The sequence below is a fragment of the Hamadaea sp. NPDC050747 genome, from assembly GCF_040654195.1.
Classification (GTDB): Bacteria; Actinomycetota; Actinomycetes; order Mycobacteriales; family Micromonosporaceae; genus Hamadaea.
In genome coordinates, this window is the sequence record NZ_JBFAHM010000022.1 from 35,945 (window position 1) to 53,984 (window position 18,040).

At 68.3% G+C, this 18,040-nt stretch carries 21 protein-coding genes; 7 read left to right on the plus strand and 14 right to left on the minus strand.

Features of this window, described 5'->3' with window-relative positions; all coding sequences use genetic code 11:
- Window positions 1-137 precede the first annotated feature (137 nt).
- Window positions 138-848 (minus strand): hypothetical protein, encoded by a 711-nt coding sequence (locus AB0H43_RS36800; protein ID WP_360007643.1) that lies wholly within the window; start codon window positions 846-848, stop codon window positions 138-140.
- Window positions 849-918: 70 nt separating this feature from the next.
- Here AB0H43_RS36800 and AB0H43_RS36805 point away from each other — a divergent pair, with 70 nt between their 5' ends.
- The gene (locus AB0H43_RS36805; RefSeq protein WP_360007646.1) at window positions 919-1,713 is read left to right on the plus strand and encodes a TetR/AcrR family transcriptional regulator; all 795 of its coding nucleotides are present in this window, start codon (window positions 919-921) and stop codon (window positions 1,711-1,713) included.
- Window positions 1,714-1,962: 249 nt separating this feature from the next.
- Window positions 1,963-2,148, plus strand: a complete 186-nt coding sequence (locus tag AB0H43_RS36810) for a hypothetical protein (protein ID WP_360007648.1) — start codon at window positions 1,963-1,965, stop codon at window positions 2,146-2,148.
- 62 nt (window positions 2,149-2,210) lie between these two features.
- Here the strand turns inward: AB0H43_RS36810 and AB0H43_RS36815 are convergent, their stop codons facing one another.
- Window positions 2,211-2,819, minus strand: coding sequence for a hypothetical protein (locus AB0H43_RS36815; protein ID WP_360007650.1), 609 nt, complete (start codon window positions 2,817-2,819; stop codon window positions 2,211-2,213).
- 62 nt (window positions 2,820-2,881) lie between these two features.
- Between AB0H43_RS36815 and AB0H43_RS36820 the strand changes: the two genes are divergently transcribed.
- Complete coding sequence (locus AB0H43_RS36820; RefSeq protein ID WP_360007653.1) at window positions 2,882-4,138, plus strand: hypothetical protein; 1,257 nt, start codon at window positions 2,882-2,884, stop codon at window positions 4,136-4,138.
- A gap of 90 nt (window positions 4,139-4,228) precedes the next feature.
- On the opposite strand, the gene AB0H43_RS36825 is transcribed toward AB0H43_RS36820, so the two are convergent.
- From AB0H43_RS36825 to AB0H43_RS36835, 3 genes are read right to left on the minus strand one after another with little or no spacing between them, the layout of a single operon-like run.
- Window positions 4,229-4,492, minus strand: coding sequence for an ATP-binding protein (locus tag AB0H43_RS36825; RefSeq protein ID WP_360007656.1), 264 nt, complete (start codon window positions 4,490-4,492; stop codon window positions 4,229-4,231).
- Entirely contained in the window at window positions 4,492-5,364 is an 873-nt protein-coding gene (locus AB0H43_RS36830) for a HAMP domain-containing protein (protein ID WP_360007659.1), read from the minus strand. The genes AB0H43_RS36825 and AB0H43_RS36830 overlap by 1 nt, the downstream gene beginning before the upstream one ends.
- Window positions 5,361-6,014 carry a response regulator transcription factor gene (locus AB0H43_RS36835; protein ID WP_360007661.1) on the minus strand — a complete coding sequence of 218 codons (654 nt, stop codon included), beginning with the start codon at window positions 6,012-6,014 and terminating at the stop codon, window positions 5,361-5,363. Before AB0H43_RS36835 ends, AB0H43_RS36830 begins: the two co-directional genes overlap by 4 nt.
- A gap of 87 nt (window positions 6,015-6,101) precedes the next feature.
- Between AB0H43_RS36835 and AB0H43_RS36840 the strand changes: the two genes are divergently transcribed.
- The 3 genes from AB0H43_RS36840 to AB0H43_RS36850 all read left to right on the plus strand — a co-directional run bounded on the left by AB0H43_RS36840 (window position 6,102) and on the right by AB0H43_RS36850 (window position 9,490).
- The gene (locus tag AB0H43_RS36840; RefSeq protein WP_360007664.1) at window positions 6,102-7,517 is read left to right on the plus strand and encodes a S41 family peptidase; all 1,416 of its coding nucleotides are present in this window, start codon (window positions 6,102-6,104) and stop codon (window positions 7,515-7,517) included.
- Window positions 7,518-7,913: 396 nt separating this feature from the next.
- Window positions 7,914-8,945, plus strand: coding sequence for a hypothetical protein (locus AB0H43_RS36845; protein WP_360007667.1), 1,032 nt, complete (start codon window positions 7,914-7,916; stop codon window positions 8,943-8,945).
- On the plus strand, window positions 8,942-9,490 hold the full coding sequence (locus tag AB0H43_RS36850) for a GrpB family protein (protein WP_360007669.1): 549 nt from the start codon (window positions 8,942-8,944) through the stop codon (window positions 9,488-9,490). Before AB0H43_RS36845 ends, AB0H43_RS36850 begins: the two co-directional genes overlap by 4 nt.
- Before the next feature lie 61 nt (window positions 9,491-9,551).
- On the opposite strand, the gene AB0H43_RS36855 is transcribed toward AB0H43_RS36850, so the two are convergent.
- Both AB0H43_RS36855 and AB0H43_RS36860 read right to left on the minus strand, forming a co-directional pair.
- Window positions 9,552-10,445: a hypothetical protein gene (locus AB0H43_RS36855; RefSeq protein ID WP_360007672.1), complete on the minus strand. Its 894-nt coding sequence runs from the start codon at window positions 10,443-10,445 to the stop codon at window positions 9,552-9,554.
- Between the two features lie 15 nt (window positions 10,446-10,460).
- The gene (locus AB0H43_RS36860) at window positions 10,461-10,976 is read right to left on the minus strand and encodes a sigma-70 family RNA polymerase sigma factor (protein ID WP_360007675.1); all 516 of its coding nucleotides are present in this window, start codon (window positions 10,974-10,976) and stop codon (window positions 10,461-10,463) included.
- A 144-nt stretch (window positions 10,977-11,120) separates the two neighbouring features.
- Between AB0H43_RS36860 and AB0H43_RS36865 the strand changes: the two genes are divergently transcribed.
- Window positions 11,121-11,408: a YciI family protein gene (locus AB0H43_RS36865; protein ID WP_360007678.1), complete on the plus strand. Its 288-nt coding sequence runs from the start codon at window positions 11,121-11,123 to the stop codon at window positions 11,406-11,408.
- Window positions 11,409-11,457: 49 nt separating this feature from the next.
- On the opposite strand, the gene AB0H43_RS36870 is transcribed toward AB0H43_RS36865, so the two are convergent.
- The 7 genes from AB0H43_RS36870 to AB0H43_RS36900 form a co-directional block, all read right to left on the minus strand.
- Complete coding sequence (locus tag AB0H43_RS36870) at window positions 11,458-12,126, minus strand: hypothetical protein (protein ID WP_360007680.1); 669 nt, start codon at window positions 12,124-12,126, stop codon at window positions 11,458-11,460.
- Between the two features lie 249 nt (window positions 12,127-12,375).
- Window positions 12,376-13,893 carry a phosphatase PAP2 family protein gene (locus tag AB0H43_RS36875; RefSeq protein ID WP_360007683.1) on the minus strand — a complete coding sequence of 506 codons (1,518 nt, stop codon included), beginning with the start codon at window positions 13,891-13,893 and terminating at the stop codon, window positions 12,376-12,378.
- A gap of 202 nt (window positions 13,894-14,095) precedes the next feature.
- The gene (locus AB0H43_RS36880) at window positions 14,096-15,094 is read right to left on the minus strand and encodes a hypothetical protein (protein WP_360007686.1); all 999 of its coding nucleotides are present in this window, start codon (window positions 15,092-15,094) and stop codon (window positions 14,096-14,098) included.
- A gap of 105 nt (window positions 15,095-15,199) precedes the next feature.
- On the minus strand, window positions 15,200-15,823 hold the full coding sequence (locus AB0H43_RS36885) for a dihydrofolate reductase family protein (protein WP_360007689.1): 624 nt from the start codon (window positions 15,821-15,823) through the stop codon (window positions 15,200-15,202).
- A 129-nt stretch (window positions 15,824-15,952) separates the two neighbouring features.
- Window positions 15,953-16,591: a TetR/AcrR family transcriptional regulator gene (locus AB0H43_RS36890; RefSeq protein ID WP_360007692.1), complete on the minus strand. Its 639-nt coding sequence runs from the start codon at window positions 16,589-16,591 to the stop codon at window positions 15,953-15,955.
- Window positions 16,581-17,306 carry a hypothetical protein gene (locus tag AB0H43_RS36895; protein WP_360007694.1) on the minus strand — a complete coding sequence of 242 codons (726 nt, stop codon included), beginning with the start codon at window positions 17,304-17,306 and terminating at the stop codon, window positions 16,581-16,583. The genes AB0H43_RS36890 and AB0H43_RS36895 overlap by 11 nt, the downstream gene beginning before the upstream one ends.
- A 9-nt stretch (window positions 17,307-17,315) precedes the next feature.
- Window positions 17,316-18,011 (minus strand): ABC transporter ATP-binding protein, encoded by a 696-nt coding sequence (locus AB0H43_RS36900; RefSeq protein ID WP_360007697.1) that lies wholly within the window; start codon window positions 18,009-18,011, stop codon window positions 17,316-17,318.
- Between the last annotated feature and the right edge of the window lie 29 nt (window positions 18,012-18,040).

Genomic DNA, 18,040 nt, shown 5'->3' on the forward strand with positions numbered 1-18,040 from the left:
CAGCGAGAGAGTTCTACCGACGGTCGGGACCCAGCCGGAATCGACTGGGCCCCGATCCTACGGTTCAGCGTCCGCCCCGAGCTTGCCGGAACCCGGCGTCAGCAGCACGCCACCGGCGTGGCCCTCGGCCGGTCGCGCTAGGCGAGCGCCGACGCCGGCGACGTCCTGTTCCTGAGCGCGGCGACGCCGACGGCGGCCAGCCAGATGGCGGTGGTGCCGTTGAACATCGCCACTGCGCCCCAGCCGTTGGCCGCGTAGAACTCTGACGAGTTGAAACCGAAGTACATCGACGGCACCGCGGCCAGGTGAAGGACGGCGATGGCGAAGGACGACCAGCCGACCCACGGAGCAAGCGCACGGGAGCGCAGCACCGCGTATCCGAAGGCGAGGCCGAAGACGACCAGCACCAGGTGGGTGATGGAACCGTAGAGGAGGTATGTCGGCACGGTTCGGGTCGGATCGATCAACTCGGTGGTCTTGATCGCCGTGCCGCCTTCGAGCCCCTTGGCGGCCATGTCGATGATCGTCCACGCCACGCCGGCGGTGCCGGCCACCGCGCCGAACCATTCGTATCTGGCGTCCGCTCGGGTGATCAGGAACCGGATGCCGGTCATGAAGACCAGGAACAGCGTGAGCGCGAGGAAGTTGAAGAGGGTTCGCGTGAGGATCAGGTTGTCCGACATGAGGCTGCCGGTCTCGACGCCGCAGACAGCGGGGTCACAGGCGGGCTCCACGAAGTAGAGCGGCAGTTCAGCCATCGCAAAAACGGCGCCGAGGATGGCGGCCAGGCCGATCCAGCGACGGGCCGCCCCCGGGAGCTGAATCTGTGTAAGGGATGAAGTGTTCATGGCTTGCACAGTACCAACAACTGTGCAAGCCGTCTACAATTTCTTCCAGACCGTCGAGAGGATGCCGGCCATGACCCCACGCAAGACTCCAATGCGCGACCTACCGCCGGATCGCGCACAAATCGGGGACGCCGATCTCGACGCGCTGCCGCCCGGTCTCGCCGCCGCCTGGGGAGTCGTCGATACCGGGGGACGTCGCGGGCCCAAGCCGGCCCACAGCGTCGAGGAGATCATCGCGGTCGCACTGGAGCTGGCCGACGAGGAAGGCATCGCGGCGGCCTCGCTGCCCAGGGTCGCCGCCCGGATCGGCGTCACCGCCAACGCCCTCTACCGATACGTCAGCTCCAAAGAAGAACTCATCGTCCTGCTGGCCGATCGCGCCTGGGGCGACCCGCCCGAACTGCCGGACGGCGACTGGCGTGCGGCAGCGGAACTGTGGGCGCGCATGCTGTTCGAACACTTCCTGTCGCGTCCCTGGCTCCTGGACGTGCCGGCGACCGTTCCGCTGACCCCGCACAACGCGGCCTGGCTGGACTCGCTCATCACCGTGCTCCAACCGACCGGCATGCCCGCACCGGAGATGCTGAACTGCGCGTATCTCCTCGACAGCCATGCCCGATACGGCGCCGGCCTACGACGCAACACGCCGACACCGGCGCAGCTACGCCGCAGCAACCCTGACCATCAACGGGCGACAAACGCCGTACGCGCATTCCTGAACAGCCAACTGCGTGCCCGCAACCTCAACGCCGTCGCGGACGTCGTACAGGACCCCACGTTCCTCGCGGAGGAGCCCTCGCTCGACGGCTTCGAGTTCGGGCTCGCCAGAATCCTCGACGGCATCCAAACCCACATCCGGTCGTAGGCATAGGTGGAACGATTGCCGGAAGACGTGATCCGCCGCGAGGAGCAGACCCAGACCCGGTCGGTCGGCAATGCCTCCGTTCCGATGGTTGCGGCTCGCTCCGCGCCGATCAGAGCACGTCGCGTGCGCCCAGGGCGAGGACGTCCTGGCAGCGGGCGAAATCGGCTTCTGCTTCATCAGGTCCTGGCAGGTGGAGCAGGTCAGCAACCTGTCCACCGGGTACTGCCCCACCTCGACTCCTAGACTGCCGTGGAGTCGGCGCTCGACCGGGTCGGCCTCGTCCATCCCGGCCGGTTCACTGACGAGATCGTCTTCCGGCACTGCGCCGGCTGCCATCAACGCAACCTGGTCAAAGACGAGGTGTATGTGTGCCAGGTCTGCGACCGCGAGTTGCCGAGGGGATGGAATTTCCCGGTGGACGCTGCCGATGTGTGACGACGGCGCCTTAGCTGCAATCGTGGATCGACATCGTGGCGCGGCTGGCGTGAACAGGCAGGTCAGTCGAAGTGCACGACCAGACGAACGCCGTCCGCGCCAAAGCGGCCGGCCAAGGCGCGCATCACTGCGAAAACGTGCTCCCATCCGGAACCAGGGCCCAAGACCTTTGCTCGCGTGAGCGGCTGATACGCCAAAGTCGCGCCGTCGGTCTGAATCACGCCGAAAGTCTCACCCGGTGTCGGGCCCCACGGCAGTAACCCGAATCGGTCGAGGATCTCGGCCGGCCACCTGTCACGCCGAGGCCAGCTCATTTCGTGGCCACCTTCGGTGAGGGTCAGCCGGCCGGGTACGCCGTCCGGGCCGACGGTCATGTCGAGACCGTTCAACTCCGACCAGGCAACCCAAGTCGCGCCGCTCTCATCATCGAGGAACCCGGCGAATTCCTCGCGTACCTGCGTCGACGCGTCCGGCGGGATTCCTCGGCCCGCGGCCACCGGCCGCCAGCCCGCATAGTTGCGTACGCCGAACAGACATGCGAAGGCGTCGTAGTCATTCTGCGCGAGCAGCGGATGCAGCGGGCATGCCACCGACCATGGCTCCCAATCGAACCAGTCCTGATCCGCCAAGGGATCACGAACTTCGATGTATCCGTAGATGTCGGTGCTCACCGCTCCCCCACCAAAGCCGATATCTGCTGGTGCTGGGCTACCGGCTTTCTGATACTCGACCGGTGATCTACCACCCAGCGGGCGACCCGACTCCAGACGTTCCAACGACTGGACGATCGCAAGTACAGCCTGACATGCCTATCCCCCTGCGCTGGCGCCTGCTGGACACCAAGACCGGCGCTACCCTCACCGACTGCACGGACGTCGATGGCCTGTTCGTCGACCGTGTATTCCCGGTGGAGCCCACGTATGAGCGTTACACACTGGCGAGCTGCACACCGTCCGGTCCACTCCTTGCCGCGATCGAGGGCACCGGTTCGACCTGGTTCGGCAATTTCCTCGTCCAGGGCGCCCACGTTGACGGTCGGCCGGTGGCCGAACGGTGTGAGGACAGCTGCCGCGAGTGCTATGAGACCTTGGAGGAACTGCTCGACGTCCGCGTCGTCGGCCACCGGTCCGCCGCTAACGGATCGGGCCGCCTGGATATCGACCTCGAGGGTCATCGCCGCGAAAGCGAGAACAATCGCAATGGCACCATCGCACCTGACGTCTTCGGCTATCGACTGACCATCTGGACAAGCGACGGGCGTGGCGAAGACACACCGGCGGGCGAATGCCGCGACATCACCGGCCTGTTTCATGACCGCACCGAAACCTGGCCACCGGGTCCGGAACTGACCTTGCTCGGCTGCCGTTCCGAGCTTGACGGGCCGGTCACAGCGGAGCTGGCCCACGTCAGCGTCGACGGCACGGCACACACGATGGGGTGGGGACAACGCGTGTTCGGCGACATCGTGGCCACGCGTCCCTCCGCCCTCGGTGGCGGCCTCGTCGACATCATGCTGAACGCCCAGATTCCCGAGCCGTTGGCCGCCAACGAACGCCCGCTGTGGGACATGTGGCGGGCCGGCCGCCCGGCGAAGCCGAACCTTTGGGCGATGCTTGATCGCAGCGACCGCTATCTGTGGGTGCGTGCCGCCGCGGTGCACCGTCGTCGCGCCGAGGACAAGCCCGCAGGCACGGTGTACCAGCTGAACGGACGCCACGTCACCGACTACGACGGGTTCTTCTGCGCGATCGGCGAGGCGATCAACGGTCCCGGCGGTTGGTTCGGCGGCGACCTGTTCTGGCTCCATGAGAACGCGGCGACCGGGGACGGCGGCGCGACTCCGGGCTTTCGGCTCGTCTGGCATCACTCCGACGTAGCCCGTAGCCACCTGGTTCGCGGCTACGACAGGAAGAGCTGGCTGCCCGCTGTCACCTTCGACGACCTGGTCCGACACCTCACCGAGGACGGAGTCCAGATCGATCTACGCTGACGACCTGGGATGAGGTCATGGAGGCGGGTATGTCCGCGAACCAGGTCGAGCGTTTCATCGACGGCGGCGAAACCGCGGTTCTGCATGAAGTCACGGCACGTCTTCGACATGGAGGAACTGAACCGTCAGCTCCAGGCCGCCGTCGGGAACGGGCCGCCCGGAGATCTCGGCGCCGTGTGCGCGTGCGATAGCGGCCACGATGGACAGTCCGAGCCCTACGCCGTCGGCTGGGCCGGTTCGTGGTGCGTGCAGCCTGCGGAACGGTTCGAACAGTTCCCCGAAGCGGCTCTCGGGTATCTGCGGGCCGGTGTTGCGTATCGTCAGGCGGGTGGTGTGCGTGAGGTGTATGTCCACTACACCGTCCGGCTTGTTGTAGCGGACGGCGTTGTCGAGCAGGTTGGCCGCAGCCGGTGCAACAGGATCGGATCGCCGATCACGGTGGCAGGCTGCAGGCTCTGCCGGATCAGGATGCTGCCAGCCGGTGTCTCGGCGACGGTCTGGCGTACCAGGTCGGCGAGGTTGACCCGTTCCGTGGTCTCGAGACCGTTTTCTCCCTGGGCGAGGACCAGCAGGCTGCCGATCAGACGTTCGCTGCGGCGATTGACCTCCAGCAGTTGCCTGCGAACCTGGGCCAGCCTGGCCGGCGACGGGTCGGTCAGCCCGATCTCGATCGCCGCCCGCTGGATCGCCAGCGGCGTACGCAGTTCGTGTGACGCGTTGGCGATGAACCTGCGCTGGCTGTCGACCGAGCGTTCCAGGCGTTCGAGCATGCCGTCGAAGGTGTCGGCCAGCTCTGTGAGCTCATCACGCGGCCCGGCCAGAGCAATGCGTTCGTTGAGGTTGGACAGCGACAGCTTCCTGGCCGTTGCCGTGATGCGGTGCAGCGGGCGCAGTACGCGACCAGCGAGCCACCACCCCACGACGACCGTCACGATCGTCAGGACGATGATCGTGACGCCGGCGATGTTCCACTGGTATCCGAGCACAGTGTCGGGCAGGTAGCCGATGTCACCACGGCCGGAAGGCATCGAAGGTCCGGCCGCTGGAGCCGATCCGATCGGCGAGGCCGCTGCGTCAGTGGTCAAGTCGAGCCGATAGTTCGTGAAACGCTTCTCCAGCTTCAGTTTCAGCAGCAAGTTGGTGACGACCAGGACCGCCACCGAGGTGAGCAGGGACAGGCCGCTGTAGAGGGCGGTGAGCCGCACCCGCACGGTACGGCGCTTCACAGGTGGTACCCGACACCCGCGACGGTGTGGATGCAGGGCGGGTCGCCGAGCTTGGCCCGCAGCCGGGAAACGATCACCCGCACCACGGTGGTGAACGGGTCGACGTTCTCGTCCCACGCCGACTCCAGCAGAGTCTCCGCGCTGACGATCGCGCCGTTCGCCCGCATGAGTACTTCCAGTACGGCGTACTCCTTGACCGAGAGTGTGACGTGACGACCGTCGCGGACCACCTGGCGGACCGACGAGTCCAGCACGATCCCGGCACGCCGCAACACCGGCGGAACGGGCGCCTGACTACGCCGCCCCAACGCCTTGACCCTGGCCACAAGCTCACTGAAGTCGAACGGCTTGGGCAGATAGTCATCCGCCCCGATGGTGAGACCGGCGACGCGCTCGGCCACCGACGCGGCGGCGGTCAGCAACAAGATCCGCGTACGCGCGCCGCTGCGGACCAGGTCGGCGCAGAGCACATCGCCGTGGACCCCTGGCAAGTCGCGGTCGAGCACGACGACGTCATAGTCGTTGACGCCGATCCGCTGCGACGCCTCCCACCCGTCGTACGCCACGTCCACCGCCATCGCCTGCCGGCGCAGTCCCTCCGCGACCAGGTCGGCGAGCATCGGCTCGTCCTCGACCACCAGGATTCTCATGCGCCGTCTCTATCAAGGGCGATGCTTCGCCGGCGTTAACTCGCACGTTCACACCGCTGCAACGGTCTGGCCGCGAACGTGGGCGGCATGAACAAGACACTCCGGATCACGCTCGGTGTGGCGACCACGACGGCGCTCGCCGCCGGTCTCGCGACGGTGCTGATCGGCCCAGCCAGCTCCGCTGAGCCGGCCGGCCGGCCGGGCTCCTGTCTCGCCCCGTCCGGCCCGATCGGGCAACCCGGCACACCGGCCCCGGCCGCACCGACCACGATCACGACCGTCGGTCAGGCGTACAACTGCATCCTCGACAACTACTACCGCGGACCGATACTGGACGACCGGACCCTGCTCGTGCCCGCGTTCGCCGCGCTTACCCAGGAGCTGCAGCGCCGCGGCCTCGATCAGGCCCAGGCCACGACGCCGGCGCTGACCGGCAAGCGGGACGCGGACTGGGCCCGTTTCCGTCGCGCCTACGACAAGATCGCCGCGAAGCTGGCGAACGACCCCGCTGTCCAGCAAGCCATCGCCGGAGCAGCGCTGCAGGGAATGGTGTCGGCGCTCGCCGACAACCACGCCCGATGGTCGCGCGGACAGCAGCGCAACCTACTCGGCCTGAAGTTCTCGGGGCTACGCCCCGACGGGCCGGATCCGGCGATCACGGCACCGATCTTCGTCACCTCTATCGCCCCGGGCAGCGCCGCCGCCGGCTCCGGCATCAAGCCCGGCGACGAGCTGATCTCCGTGAACTCGGTCCCGCTGATCGTCAACGGAGTCGTCTCCGACGGCGTTCTGAGCTGGCTCACCGCGCCACCGACCGGACAGACGCTCGAATTCGCGCTGCGGCGCCCCGCCACGGGCAAGACCTTCACCACGACGGTGACCCCGGTCGACTACCCGCAGCAAGCCCCGAAGGTCGGCGTTCGGCTGCAGCCAGGCGACATCGCCCAGGTCACGATCCCGGGCTTCTACCCGGGCGTGGCCGACGAGGCGCTGGCCGCCATCGCGGAACTGCGCAAGACGACGACTCTCCGCGGCCTCATCCTCGACATGCGAGGCAACGGAGGTGGCGCCGGAGCAGAGCTGATCCGGCTGCTGGGAGCGTTCGTCCACGGCAAGACCATCAGCTACTGGTGCGACGGACGCGATCACTGCACCGCCAACCAAGCCGACGCGACCGTGCCGCTGCTGAACCTTCCCCTGGCCGTGCTGACCGACCGCACTTGCGCCTCAGCCTGCGACTCGTTCGCCAGCACCGTCAAGGACCTCCACCTCGGGACCCTCGTCGGCACGCGTACCGCGGGTCTCGTCTCCGGACCGACGTTGCCGTATCGGCTCGACGACGGCAGCGAACTGACCCTGCCCAGCCGGCGGGAACTCGGGGCCAACCGGGAAATCATCGACACGGTCGGCGTCGCGCCAGACCACCAGGCTCCGATGACATCGGCCGACCTCTCCGCCGGACGGGACCCGGCCTTGGCCAAGGCGCTCGCCGTGCTGCAGTAGACGCCTTCCGCGCCGTCCCTGTTTCCTGCGTCCGGGACACCTGATACCTACATCGGGTGTCCCGGACTGCTTTCCGCCCCGAGTACCGGCGTGGGTCAGTCGGTCGCCTGCGGCCCGCGGAGCATTACCGCGATGCGCTCAATCTCCTCAACCGTCACGTCGGCGTCCATCTGGCTGCGGATCCCACCGTAGTTCCGCTCGTACGCCCAGGCGGCATCCGCCGGCATGGTCGAGCGGACCGGCCAGCTGTCGACGACTCGCTCCGCCAGCGTGGCTCGGCTACCGAACGCGCGGTGCGTGAGGCCGGTGTCGCGCGATACCTAAGGCCAAACCCTGGGGAAGTGATCCGGGGTACTTCCCGATGTACGCACGGCCGAGGTCGGACATGCTGGTCACGTGGCATTGGATCTTGGTCAAGCGGTGGCCCGATGGCGAGCAGTACGCGCCGGCGACGCGACACGGTACCTGCGCGCCTTCGCCCTCGCCGGCATCGGCACGGTCTTGCTGATCCGCGTCTACCTAGGCATGACCGGCTATCCGAAGCTCGGCTCGGGCAACCTGCACATCGCGCACGTGCTGTGGGGCGGTCTGCTGATGGCCGTGGCAGTGGGGGCGGCCACCATCTTCTATGGACGCTCCGCCCGGTTCGCCGCCGCAGTCGTCGGCGGCGTGGGTTTCGGGCTCTTCCTCGACGAGGTCGGCAAGTTCCTCACTCAGGACAACGACTACTTCTACCGGCCCGCCGCCAGCATCATCTACCTGGTCTTCGCGGTTCTGCTGCTGCTTGACCGCCGGTGGCGGCGTCGGGCAGCGCCGACCCGCGACCAGCGACGCGCGGACGCGGTCGACGTTGCCTTGGGCGGGATGGTTCTCGGCGTGACCGCACGCCAGCGCGCGGACGCGATCCGGTCTGTCGGCGTACCGGAGAGTGAACTGGACCGTGCGGTGCTGCACCTGCTGGAAGTCTTGCCTGCGGGCGAGGAGACCACTCGCCGGTCATGGCGTGGGGCCACCGACTGGATACGCACGACCCGCGACCGGCTCGCGCGGCAGCGCTGGCCCCTGTACGCGGTGGCGGGCTGGATCGTCGCTCAGCCCCTGTTGTTCCTGCTGATCGGCGTCGTCATCGACGGTGAACGCCGTGAGGACGGCCCGACGGTGGTCGCAGTCCTCGTGACGCTCGCGATGACGGCGTTGGGGATCATGGGCATCGTCGAGCTACGCCGTGACCGGGCCGCCGCGCTGCGCTGGTTCGGCCTGGCACTGTACATCGACCTGATCGTCGGCCAGGTCTTCAAGTTCACCCTGAACCAGTTCGGCGCGGTGCCGGCGTTGGCGGCCGACCTTCTGCTGCTGTCCGTGGTCAACGCCGCGAAGCTGGCGGCTCTCCCGGCCGCACCACACGGGCACGGTACAGTCGCGTCATGATCGAAGTTGTCGACTATGACCCGATCTGGGCGGAGCGGTTCGAGACGTTGCGCTCGGAGTACGCGGCGGCGTTGTCCGCGGCGGGCGTGCCGGTCGTCGCGATCGAGCATGTCGGCAGCACTTCGGTTCCCGGCCTGGCCGCGAAGCCCGTCATCGACTGCGACATCGTCGTCGAAGCAGACCACGTCGCGGCGGCGTCGGCCGTCCTGGTGTCTCGTGGTTTCACTCCGCTCGGCGAACTGGGCATTCCACAGCGCTGGGCGTTCGAAGCACCGCAGCGGCTGGCGAGGACCAACACCTACGTGATCGTCGAGGGCTCGTTGTCTCTGCGAAACCACCTGGCAGTCCGCGACGCCCTGCGGGCGGATCCGCAGCTTCGCGACGAATACGGCGACGTCAAGAAGCGCGTAGGTGCCGAAGCAGCGGACATCTACGAGTACGGCGCGGGCAAGAACGCCATAGTCCAACGCATTCTGGCGGCCGCGGGGCTCAGCGAAGACGATCGCGCTTCCATCGACGCGAACGAGGTCCCGGTCCGGCGGTAAGGTTCGCCGGCGAGATCATTAGGATTGCTGCCTCCCGGCGCGGGAGGCAGCAATCCGCGATCTACTGGCCGATGCTCGCCGGTGCCGGGCTGGGCGGGGTTCCGGTCGGCGACGACCACAGCGCGACACTGTGCGTGGTCAGCGGGGCCACATCGAACACCACCCAGGTGCCAGGGACCTGATCGGCGGTGGCGGCGTGCGAGTCCCCGCCCACCCGGTATTCGATGGTGATTCCGAGCGCGGCCAACGCCGTACGCGCCTCGGCGACGGTCTTGCCGACGAGGGCACGCAGCCGATCCTTCTCCGCCTGACTGAGCACGGGAGCATCTCCGGTGACCTGCTCACCAGGCCTCGGCGTACGCCCGATCACGATGTGCGCGTACGAGGGGAAATTCGTCGGAACCCGCAGGCCCACGGCGCAGTTGCCGTTGGCCGCGCAACGCCCCGGGGCCTCCACCACCTCGAGCTTCGGGCCCGCGCCCGAGTCGCCGACCTCCAGGAAGATGATCTTGCCGACCTGGTCCGGCTCGGCGGGCGCGAGCGTCAGCTCGATGTCGAGGCCGTGCTTGGCCAGCTCCGCGCGGTACCGCTGCGGGTCGGCGACCGGGTCGAGGATCTTCACCACGACATAACCGTCCTGCTGGGCGATCTCCAGCGCGCCGGCCTGCGCCGCGGTCGGCCCACCCGGGCCCGAGGGGGGCAGGGCCGCGGTGACCGCGAGGGCCACCGCCGCCAGGGCAGCGGCGACTGGTACGCCGAACGCCAGCCGACGCCACGTGAACAGCGGCCGACGGCGCACCGCCGACGGCACCTCCTCTGTCGGGGCGGTACGCATGATGCCCGCCAGGAGGCTTTGCGCGACCGGTCCGGTCGGCTCCCCGACCGACTGCGGAACCTGGTATCGGGGGGCAAGCAGCCGGACCAGATGGTCCTGCCGCTCGTCGAGGTCACTCACTGCTGACTCCTTCGATCATGAGTTGTGCACCGGCGTACGCAGCAGCTCGGTGAACCGGCGCCGCGCGCGGTGCAGACGGATGCGAGCCGCGTTGGCCGTGCAGTCGAGCACGACGGCGAGCTCATCGGCGGACAGCCCTTCCCACGCGACCAGCCGCAGCATCTCTCGGTCCGCTTCGGGCAGGCTGTCGAACGCCGCGGCGACCTCTGCCGGGACGTCGGGCGGGGCGATCTCCACCAGTGCGAGTTCCTGCCGAAGCCGGACGGCGAGCTCTTCGCGCCGCCGGTCCGCCCGGTACTGATTGGCCATCACCTTGCGCGCCACGCCGAACAACCAGAGCCGGGCCTCGCCAAATGGAATGTTGTCGATGCGCCGCCAGGCCACCAGAAAGGTCTCCGCGACGACATCGGCCGCGTTCTCCGGCGGGTCGCTGCGGCGCAACGCGTAGCCGAGCAGATCCCGGTAATGCGCGCGGTAGAGCACCTCGAAACGGGCGGTGTCGATGGCCGACGGGGGTGCGGCTCGAGCCAAGACCGGCTCCCTTCGCTCGCGGCCACTGCCCGGCGCACACCCGGGCAATGTCCTCGGTCGGGTGTCGCCGCGATCGCGGCGACACCCGACACATGTCCGCGATGCGGTGGATCATTTCATCGGCAACCGGTGGAAGATGTGATCATGTATGTCGTCCAGGTCACTTACACCGCACCACTACCCGACATCGACCCGCTGCGGCCCGCGCACGGCGCCTGGCTCACCGAGGCGATCGCGGCCAAGATCCTCCTGATGGCGGGGCGTCAGGTGCCGTTGACCGGCGGCGTGTACCTGGTCGCGGACATGCCTCGCGCCCAGCTGGATCAGCTTCTGGCGACCGACCCGTACCTCGTGCGCGGCGTCGCTGAGCACACGGTCACGGAGTTCACGCCACTGCTGGTCGCCGAAGGACTCGAGTCGCTGCGCGGCTGAGTTCGCCCAACTGTCGGCATTCACCGGACCGTCCCTAGGTAACCGCGGTTCACTGGCTTCCCTTGTCCTCCATCTCCCACGCGTGATCCATCGTGTGGAAAGCCGTGTGCCGCACCAGGAACGGCAGCGTCCACGACCGCATGGGACGCACCTGCTCACCACGCTGGTAGGCCCGCATCGCCGCCACGAAGGCGGCGCGGTGCGCGGCCCGCGCCGCGGGCTCCACCACGCCGCCCACCGGCACCGGAACACCGATCCGCTTGGCGAAATCCTCGCTCTCGACGCGCAGCGTGTGCGCGATGATCTCGTCCCGGTCCCGCCCGCCACCGCGAGGACCCTTGCGCATCACCGGCGAGACGCGTGCCGCCACGTCGTCGAAGTACGCCCAGCAGCTCGTCAGGAGGCTGAGTTTGCGTTCGAGGTCGGCGGAATCCATCGGATCCTGCTCCAGCGCGCCGGCGGAGAACGAGATGCCCCAGAAGTCGGTGGAGCCTGCGCCGACTCGCTCCTCGACGACCTCGACGGCTTCCGCGTCGTCGAACTCGCGTCCCCGCCCTGCGTCGACAGCCACGGGCCGATACCGGTCCTGGTACGCCGCGAATGTGTCGAGCGCGCCGTCGGCCGTCTTCGCGCCGCGGCTCCACCCCGGCCAGTCGACCGCGTACGCGACGAACATCTTCGCCTTGGGACCTCGTTCGAGCACCACCCGGATCGTCATCGCGGACCTCCGCCGTCAGCGTACGGCGAACGGGACGCCACCGCCTCAGTCGCGGGACCAGCGGCGCACAGCTTGCCGGCAAGCCCGCGGTGTTGTGGTTCTGGGCGGCGTGGTGCCCCAAGTGCCGGGCGGCCGCCCGTCGCCGCGCTTGAAACACTGATCCGCCGCGCAGCACTGATCCGTCTGCGCTTGAGCATGGGCTGCCGGCCCAGGCAAGCTGGGCCGGCAGCCGTCGACCTCACGCGAGCATCATGACCACGGGTACAGGACCAGCGTCCACTGCGTCGGCGAGTCCTGGCGGCAGTCGAAGGCGCTGTAGTTGAGATAGTGGTACGTCTCCTCGGCGCCGCTGTCGTCGCAGGATTGGAACGTACTGTAGGTGCCGCCGTTGGCGACCTGCTGCAGCAACTTGCTCGACACGTAGTCGCCGACCTTGGTACCGGTCTGCACGCCGTAGTCGCCGTCCCACTGGTAGTGGACGCCGAGATACACGCGGCTGCGCGCATTCTCGGTCGCCGCAGCGCTGAAGCTGGTGAACGTCCGGGTGACGCCCACGGCATGCGGATCCTCGGTCGTGCCGGTGAACGTGATGGCGTCCGTGCCGAAGTAGCGCGACATCGCCTTGGCCCACGCCCCGCCGAAGGTCGCGTGGCCGGAGATGTACGCCGGGAACGGCGGGCTGAAGTTCACCCCGTTGCGATCGGCTGACAGCGGCCGCCACGCGGTGTCGGCGGTCGTGGCGCTGTTGCCGTCGGTGTCGGCCAGCTGGATGGCCGACTCAGGGCGCCAGAGGTCGATGGCGGTCTGGTACTTCACGTCCCAGGCCAGCACTCCGGCATCGGCCATCGCGGCACCGACGAGCGCGAACAGTTTGAGGTTGGCCAGCTGGTCCAGTCCCCGCTGGGCGGACACGATGCGGGTGAAGGTGAACAGCTGGCCCGGCGGCTTGTAGGTGCCGTCCAGGTCGTTGGCCCAGAACCAGCCGATCTGCGTCTGGGTGGCGGTCCGCGTCGATCCGGTCGACCGGCCCAGGCTCTTGACCTCGTTCACCTGTGACGCGTACGCCGAGCTGGCCAGCAGCGCCGGCATGGTGCTGTAGCCGCCGGGCAGCTGCGGCCGCAGCTGGCTGGTGCGGTAGGTGTCGGTGAACCGGGAGAACGGGGTGACCTTGCCCCAGTTGGGAGTGGCCGCGTCACCCGACCCGGTCGGGCGCCAGAAGCCCGGCGCCGTGCTCGGCGTATAGGGCGTGGCGTCGGTCGAGTTGTCGTTGTTCCGGTAGCTGAGCATGTTCTGCCCGGCCTTGACACCGACGCTCTGGCCCTGCTGCTGCGAGGCGTCGACGGGGATGCCGTCCTGGGCCCCGGTGAGGTCGGCCGAGAAGCTCTGGCCCGGGTACACGCTCGACAACACGGTGTAGGCCGCGTAGTCGATCGCGGTCTCGACGTCCGGGTTGTTCCAGGTCGTGATGGTGTTGCTGCCGGTGTAGTCGATCGCCAGGCAGTTGAACACGTCGTAGCTGCCGGTCTTGTAGCAGTTGATGGTGTTCACCGACTCGAACATCGCCAGGTGCATCATCGCCCCGGCGCGGGCCAGCGGTCCGGGCGCGCCTCCGGCGGTCCGGTACGCCCGGAGCAGCACGTTGTTCCAGTACAGGACGTGGTCGCCGATCGGAGCCGCTTGCGCGGGCGAGGCGGCGACGACGGATCCGGTGGCTGCCAGCGTGACCGCGATGACCGCGAACAGCAGGCGTTTGAGGGGATTTCGCATGGCTTCGTACTCCCTCGTGACTAGTTGGTCGCCATGACGGAGACGAGTCTTTGGTCCACAGACGACGATCACATGACGGGAAGGTCACGACATAGCATCTAAAAATAGAAGTGCCCCGAACTAACAGAGAGTCCGGGGCAATGCACCGTACGTTCGGATTTCCCGCCGACGCAACCGTGACGCGTATGACCACAATGGACGTCTACGGAGTGATCAGAAGCGACGCCGCGGCGGGAGCGGTGCCCTGCACCTCCGCCGTCAGCGTGTAGGTGTAGTCGGTCTCCACTGAACCGGGGAACAGCTGAATCGATCCCGATTGCTGGCCGGCGGCGATGAGCACCGTCTGCGCCGACATGCGAACCGGGCTGTAGGCCGAGCCGTAGAAATAGATCCGGGTGTCGGCCGGGGCGGGCGAGGTCAGCGTCACCAGGGCGGTGACCGGGTCTCCGCCGCCGACCACGGTTGCGGCGCTCAGACTGACGGCGCGAACCGCCATTCCCGTCGGCGGCGCGGGCGGGAAGACGAACAGCACCGCCGACGCCTGGCCGCCGCCGTACCCGGCCCGGAGGCCGACGGTCTGCGTGTACGCCTGGGCCGAGTCGGCGACCGTCGTGATGCTGAACGTCGCCGTCGTGGCACCGGCAGGCACAGTGACGGTGGCCGGCACAACCGCGATCGGGTTGTCGCTCACGATGTTCACGACGGCGCCGCCGGCCGGGGCAACGCTCGACAGCGACACCGTCGCCGTCGCCGGACTCCCAGCGGTCACCGAAGCCGGATTGACCGTCAGCGTGCGCGCTTGGCCGGTCGGCGGCGACCCGGCCACAACGGTCACCGACGCACTGACCGTGTCAGCGCCGTAGGCCGCCGTGATCGTGACGACGACGTCTGCTGTGACCTGGGCGGCCGTCAGGGTGAACGACGCAGTCCGGTAGCCGGAAGGCACCGTGACGGAAGCGGGCACCCGGACAGCCGGATCGCCCGCCGACAACGTCACCGTCACACCGGAACGAGCAGCCTTGCACGCCAGGCCGACTTGGCCCACCGCGCTGCCACCAGACGGCACCGCACTGGCGGACAACGTCAGCGATGTGAGCCGCTGCTGGCACTGCGTACGGCCGGCCAGGGCCGGCGTGGCGACGCTGAGCGTGCCGAGTTGAGCGGCCAGAACCAAGGAAAGGAACAGTCTCGAAGCCTTCACGGCTTCGACCGTAAGCGCGCTGTCGTCCAGACAGGAGATTCACGGACACGATTTCCGCAGACCGTAAGAACTTCCTTTGACGCAAGTTCGAACCGGCTGCCGCCGTCAGGCTGGGCCAGGCCGCGACAGCACGCGGTAGGTCACGTGCGTGACCAGGCCGGCCGATCGGGACTTCACCTGCTCGAGCTTCAGCCCGGGTACGCCGTCGAACAGCCGCGTACCCGCGCCGAGCGTGAGCGGTGAGATGTGCAGCCGGAGTTCGTCGATCAGTCCAGCCGCCAGGTACTGGTTGACCGTGGTCGCGCCGCCGATGATGGCGATGTCGCCGTCGCCGGCGGCGACACGGGCCTGGTCCAGCGCCGATTCGATACCGTCGGTGACGAAGTGGAACGTGGTACCGCCATCCATCGGCTGCGGGTCGCGGGCATGATGGGTGAGCACGAAGACCGGAGCGTGATACGGCGGATCGTCGCCCCACCAGCCGTTCCACGGCCGGTCCCACTCGCCGCGGACCGGGCCGAACATGTTGCGCCCCATGATGAACGCCTTGGCGGAGATGAGCTCTTCGATCTCGGCCTTGTTCTCCTCCGGCGTTTCGGCGTACCAGGCGTGCAGCTTGTCGCCCCAGCCGTCACCGCCGTCGTCGCCGAAGGGGCGCTCCTCGGACTGGTTGTGACCGGCCGTGTATCCGTCGATCGACATCGTCATCCCGGTGTAGACCGTGCCCATGCGCTGCTTCCTCCTCCGGCGGACGTCGCCGCCCGACGGCGGCCCTTCGGTCCAGCATCCCAGCCGTCGGCGGTTCCCGCTCCCGGTCCGGCAGATATCGAGCGGCCGACCCGAATACGCGGACCCGGCTTACGACGGGTTGAGGCCCGTCAACAGGGTACGCACGATCGCGGGCAGTTGGGTCGACACCACTTCGCGGGGCTGGCCGCCGACCAACTCGGTGAAGCCGAGCATGATGACCGGGCCGAGGATCAACGTGATCGCCGCCTCCAGCGGGACGTCGGCCAGCCGCCCGAGACGCTGCTCGGCAGCCAGATAGGCAGCAAGCGGCTCCCGCAGGCGCTGCGGTCCGAACGGTTCCCGGTGGATGTCGGCGACGAACCGGTGCAGCAGATGCGGCTCGGTCATCAGACCCGCGGCGATGGGCAGCGCCTGCGCGACCAGCTCCAGGGCGGCTTCGGCGTACGCGACCAGGTTCGCTTCGACCGTCGCCGTGCCCGCCTCGGGCAGCCGGGCGTCGTACCGCCCGAGAAGCTGACCGTACCGGCGCAGCAAGGCTGCGACGAGCAGGTCGTTCTTGTCGGCGAAGTAGTTGTAGAGCACACCGTCGGAGACCCCGGCGGCCCGGGCGATCTGCCGGGTCGTGATCTGCCCGACCTGGTGCTCGGCCAGGAGTCGTTCCGCGGTGTCGATCAGGTGTCCACGCAGGGCGGTGGCCGGGTCGTCGCCGACCCGGCCCTGCGTTGCCTTGGCGCGTCTAGGAGACATCGCGCCTAACGGTAGTCGAGACCGCGACCAGGGCGAAGATCGCCGCGTACGTGGCGAGCACGACAGCCGCACCCCACTGCGGGAGCAGGTCGACGCCGGGGAACGGCACACCCTCCAAGGCCTGCCCGCTGCGGAACGGCAGCCATCGACCCAGGTCGCCGACCAGCTGGCCGACGATACCCTCGATCAGGGCGAGCCAGGCCAGGGCGGCCGCGACCGCCGCGATGACATTGCGGATCAAGGCGCCGATGCCCACGCCGACGGCGGCGAAGCACGCGTTCCATGCGACGCAGCCGACAAGGGTGCTCCACACTCCGGTCGAGGTCAGGTCGAGCGACCCGTCCTTGGCCGTCAGCCAGATCGCGGTCGCGGCCACCGCCGTGACCGAGCTGATCACGCCGAACAGTCCCCCCACGACCGCGTACACGCCTAGTTTCGCGGCGACCACGCGGCCGCGACGAGGCGTACTCAAATAGGTGTCCGTGATCGTCTTGTGCCGGTACTCGCCGGCCACCGCGAGGATGCCGAGGATCAGCGAGAAGATCGACACGAGGCCGGCGTGCGCGATGGCCCGCCGGGCCGTGAGCGGATCGGCCAGGTCCGCGGTTCCGCTCACGAACAGGCCGCTCACCCCGGCCAGGATGATCAGCTGCGCGGCCGCGAGCAGCACCAGAGGGGTACGCGTGGTGCGCAGCTTCAGAATCTCGGTACGCATCGGCGTCTCCTATCGGCTGGTCAGTTCGAGGAAGGCGGTTTCGAGCGAGTCCGACCCGAGCCCGTCGAGGGTTCCGGCGTAACGGAGCACGCCTTCGTTGATGATCACGACTTGGTCGACGGTCTGCGCGACCTCGCTGAGGACGTGACTCGAGACGAGCACCGTGCGACCCTCCGCCGCCAGCTCCCGCAGCAGCCGGCGTAGCCACGCCATCCCCGCCGGGTCGAGCCCGTTGGCCGGCTCGTCGAGGACGAGCACCCCGGGATCGCCCAGCAGCGCCGCGGCCAGCCCGAGGCGCTGCCGCATGCCCAGCGAGTAGCCGCCGACGCGGCGGTCGGCGGCCGACCTCAGCTCGACCAGATCCAGGACTGCCTCCACCCGCTCGCTGTCCGCATCGGCTGCCCGTGCCAGGACGCGCAGGTGATCGCGGCCCGAGCGGCCCGGGTGGAATCCGGTCGCCTCAAGGAGGGCGCCGACGGATCGGCGCGGATGCGGCAGGTCGGCGTACCGGCGGCCGCCGATCAGCGCCTCACCGGCCGACGGGGCGATCAAGCCGAGCGCCATCCGCAGCGTGGTGGTCTTCCCCGCGCCGTTTGGCCCGAGGAACCCCGTGATCTGCCCGGCCGGGACGTCGAAGGTCAGGCCGTCGACGGCGGTGACCGGGCCGAAGCGTTTGGTCAGTCCACGGACCGAGATATCGGTCATCGTTGGTCTCCTTCATTATGAGCGTACGC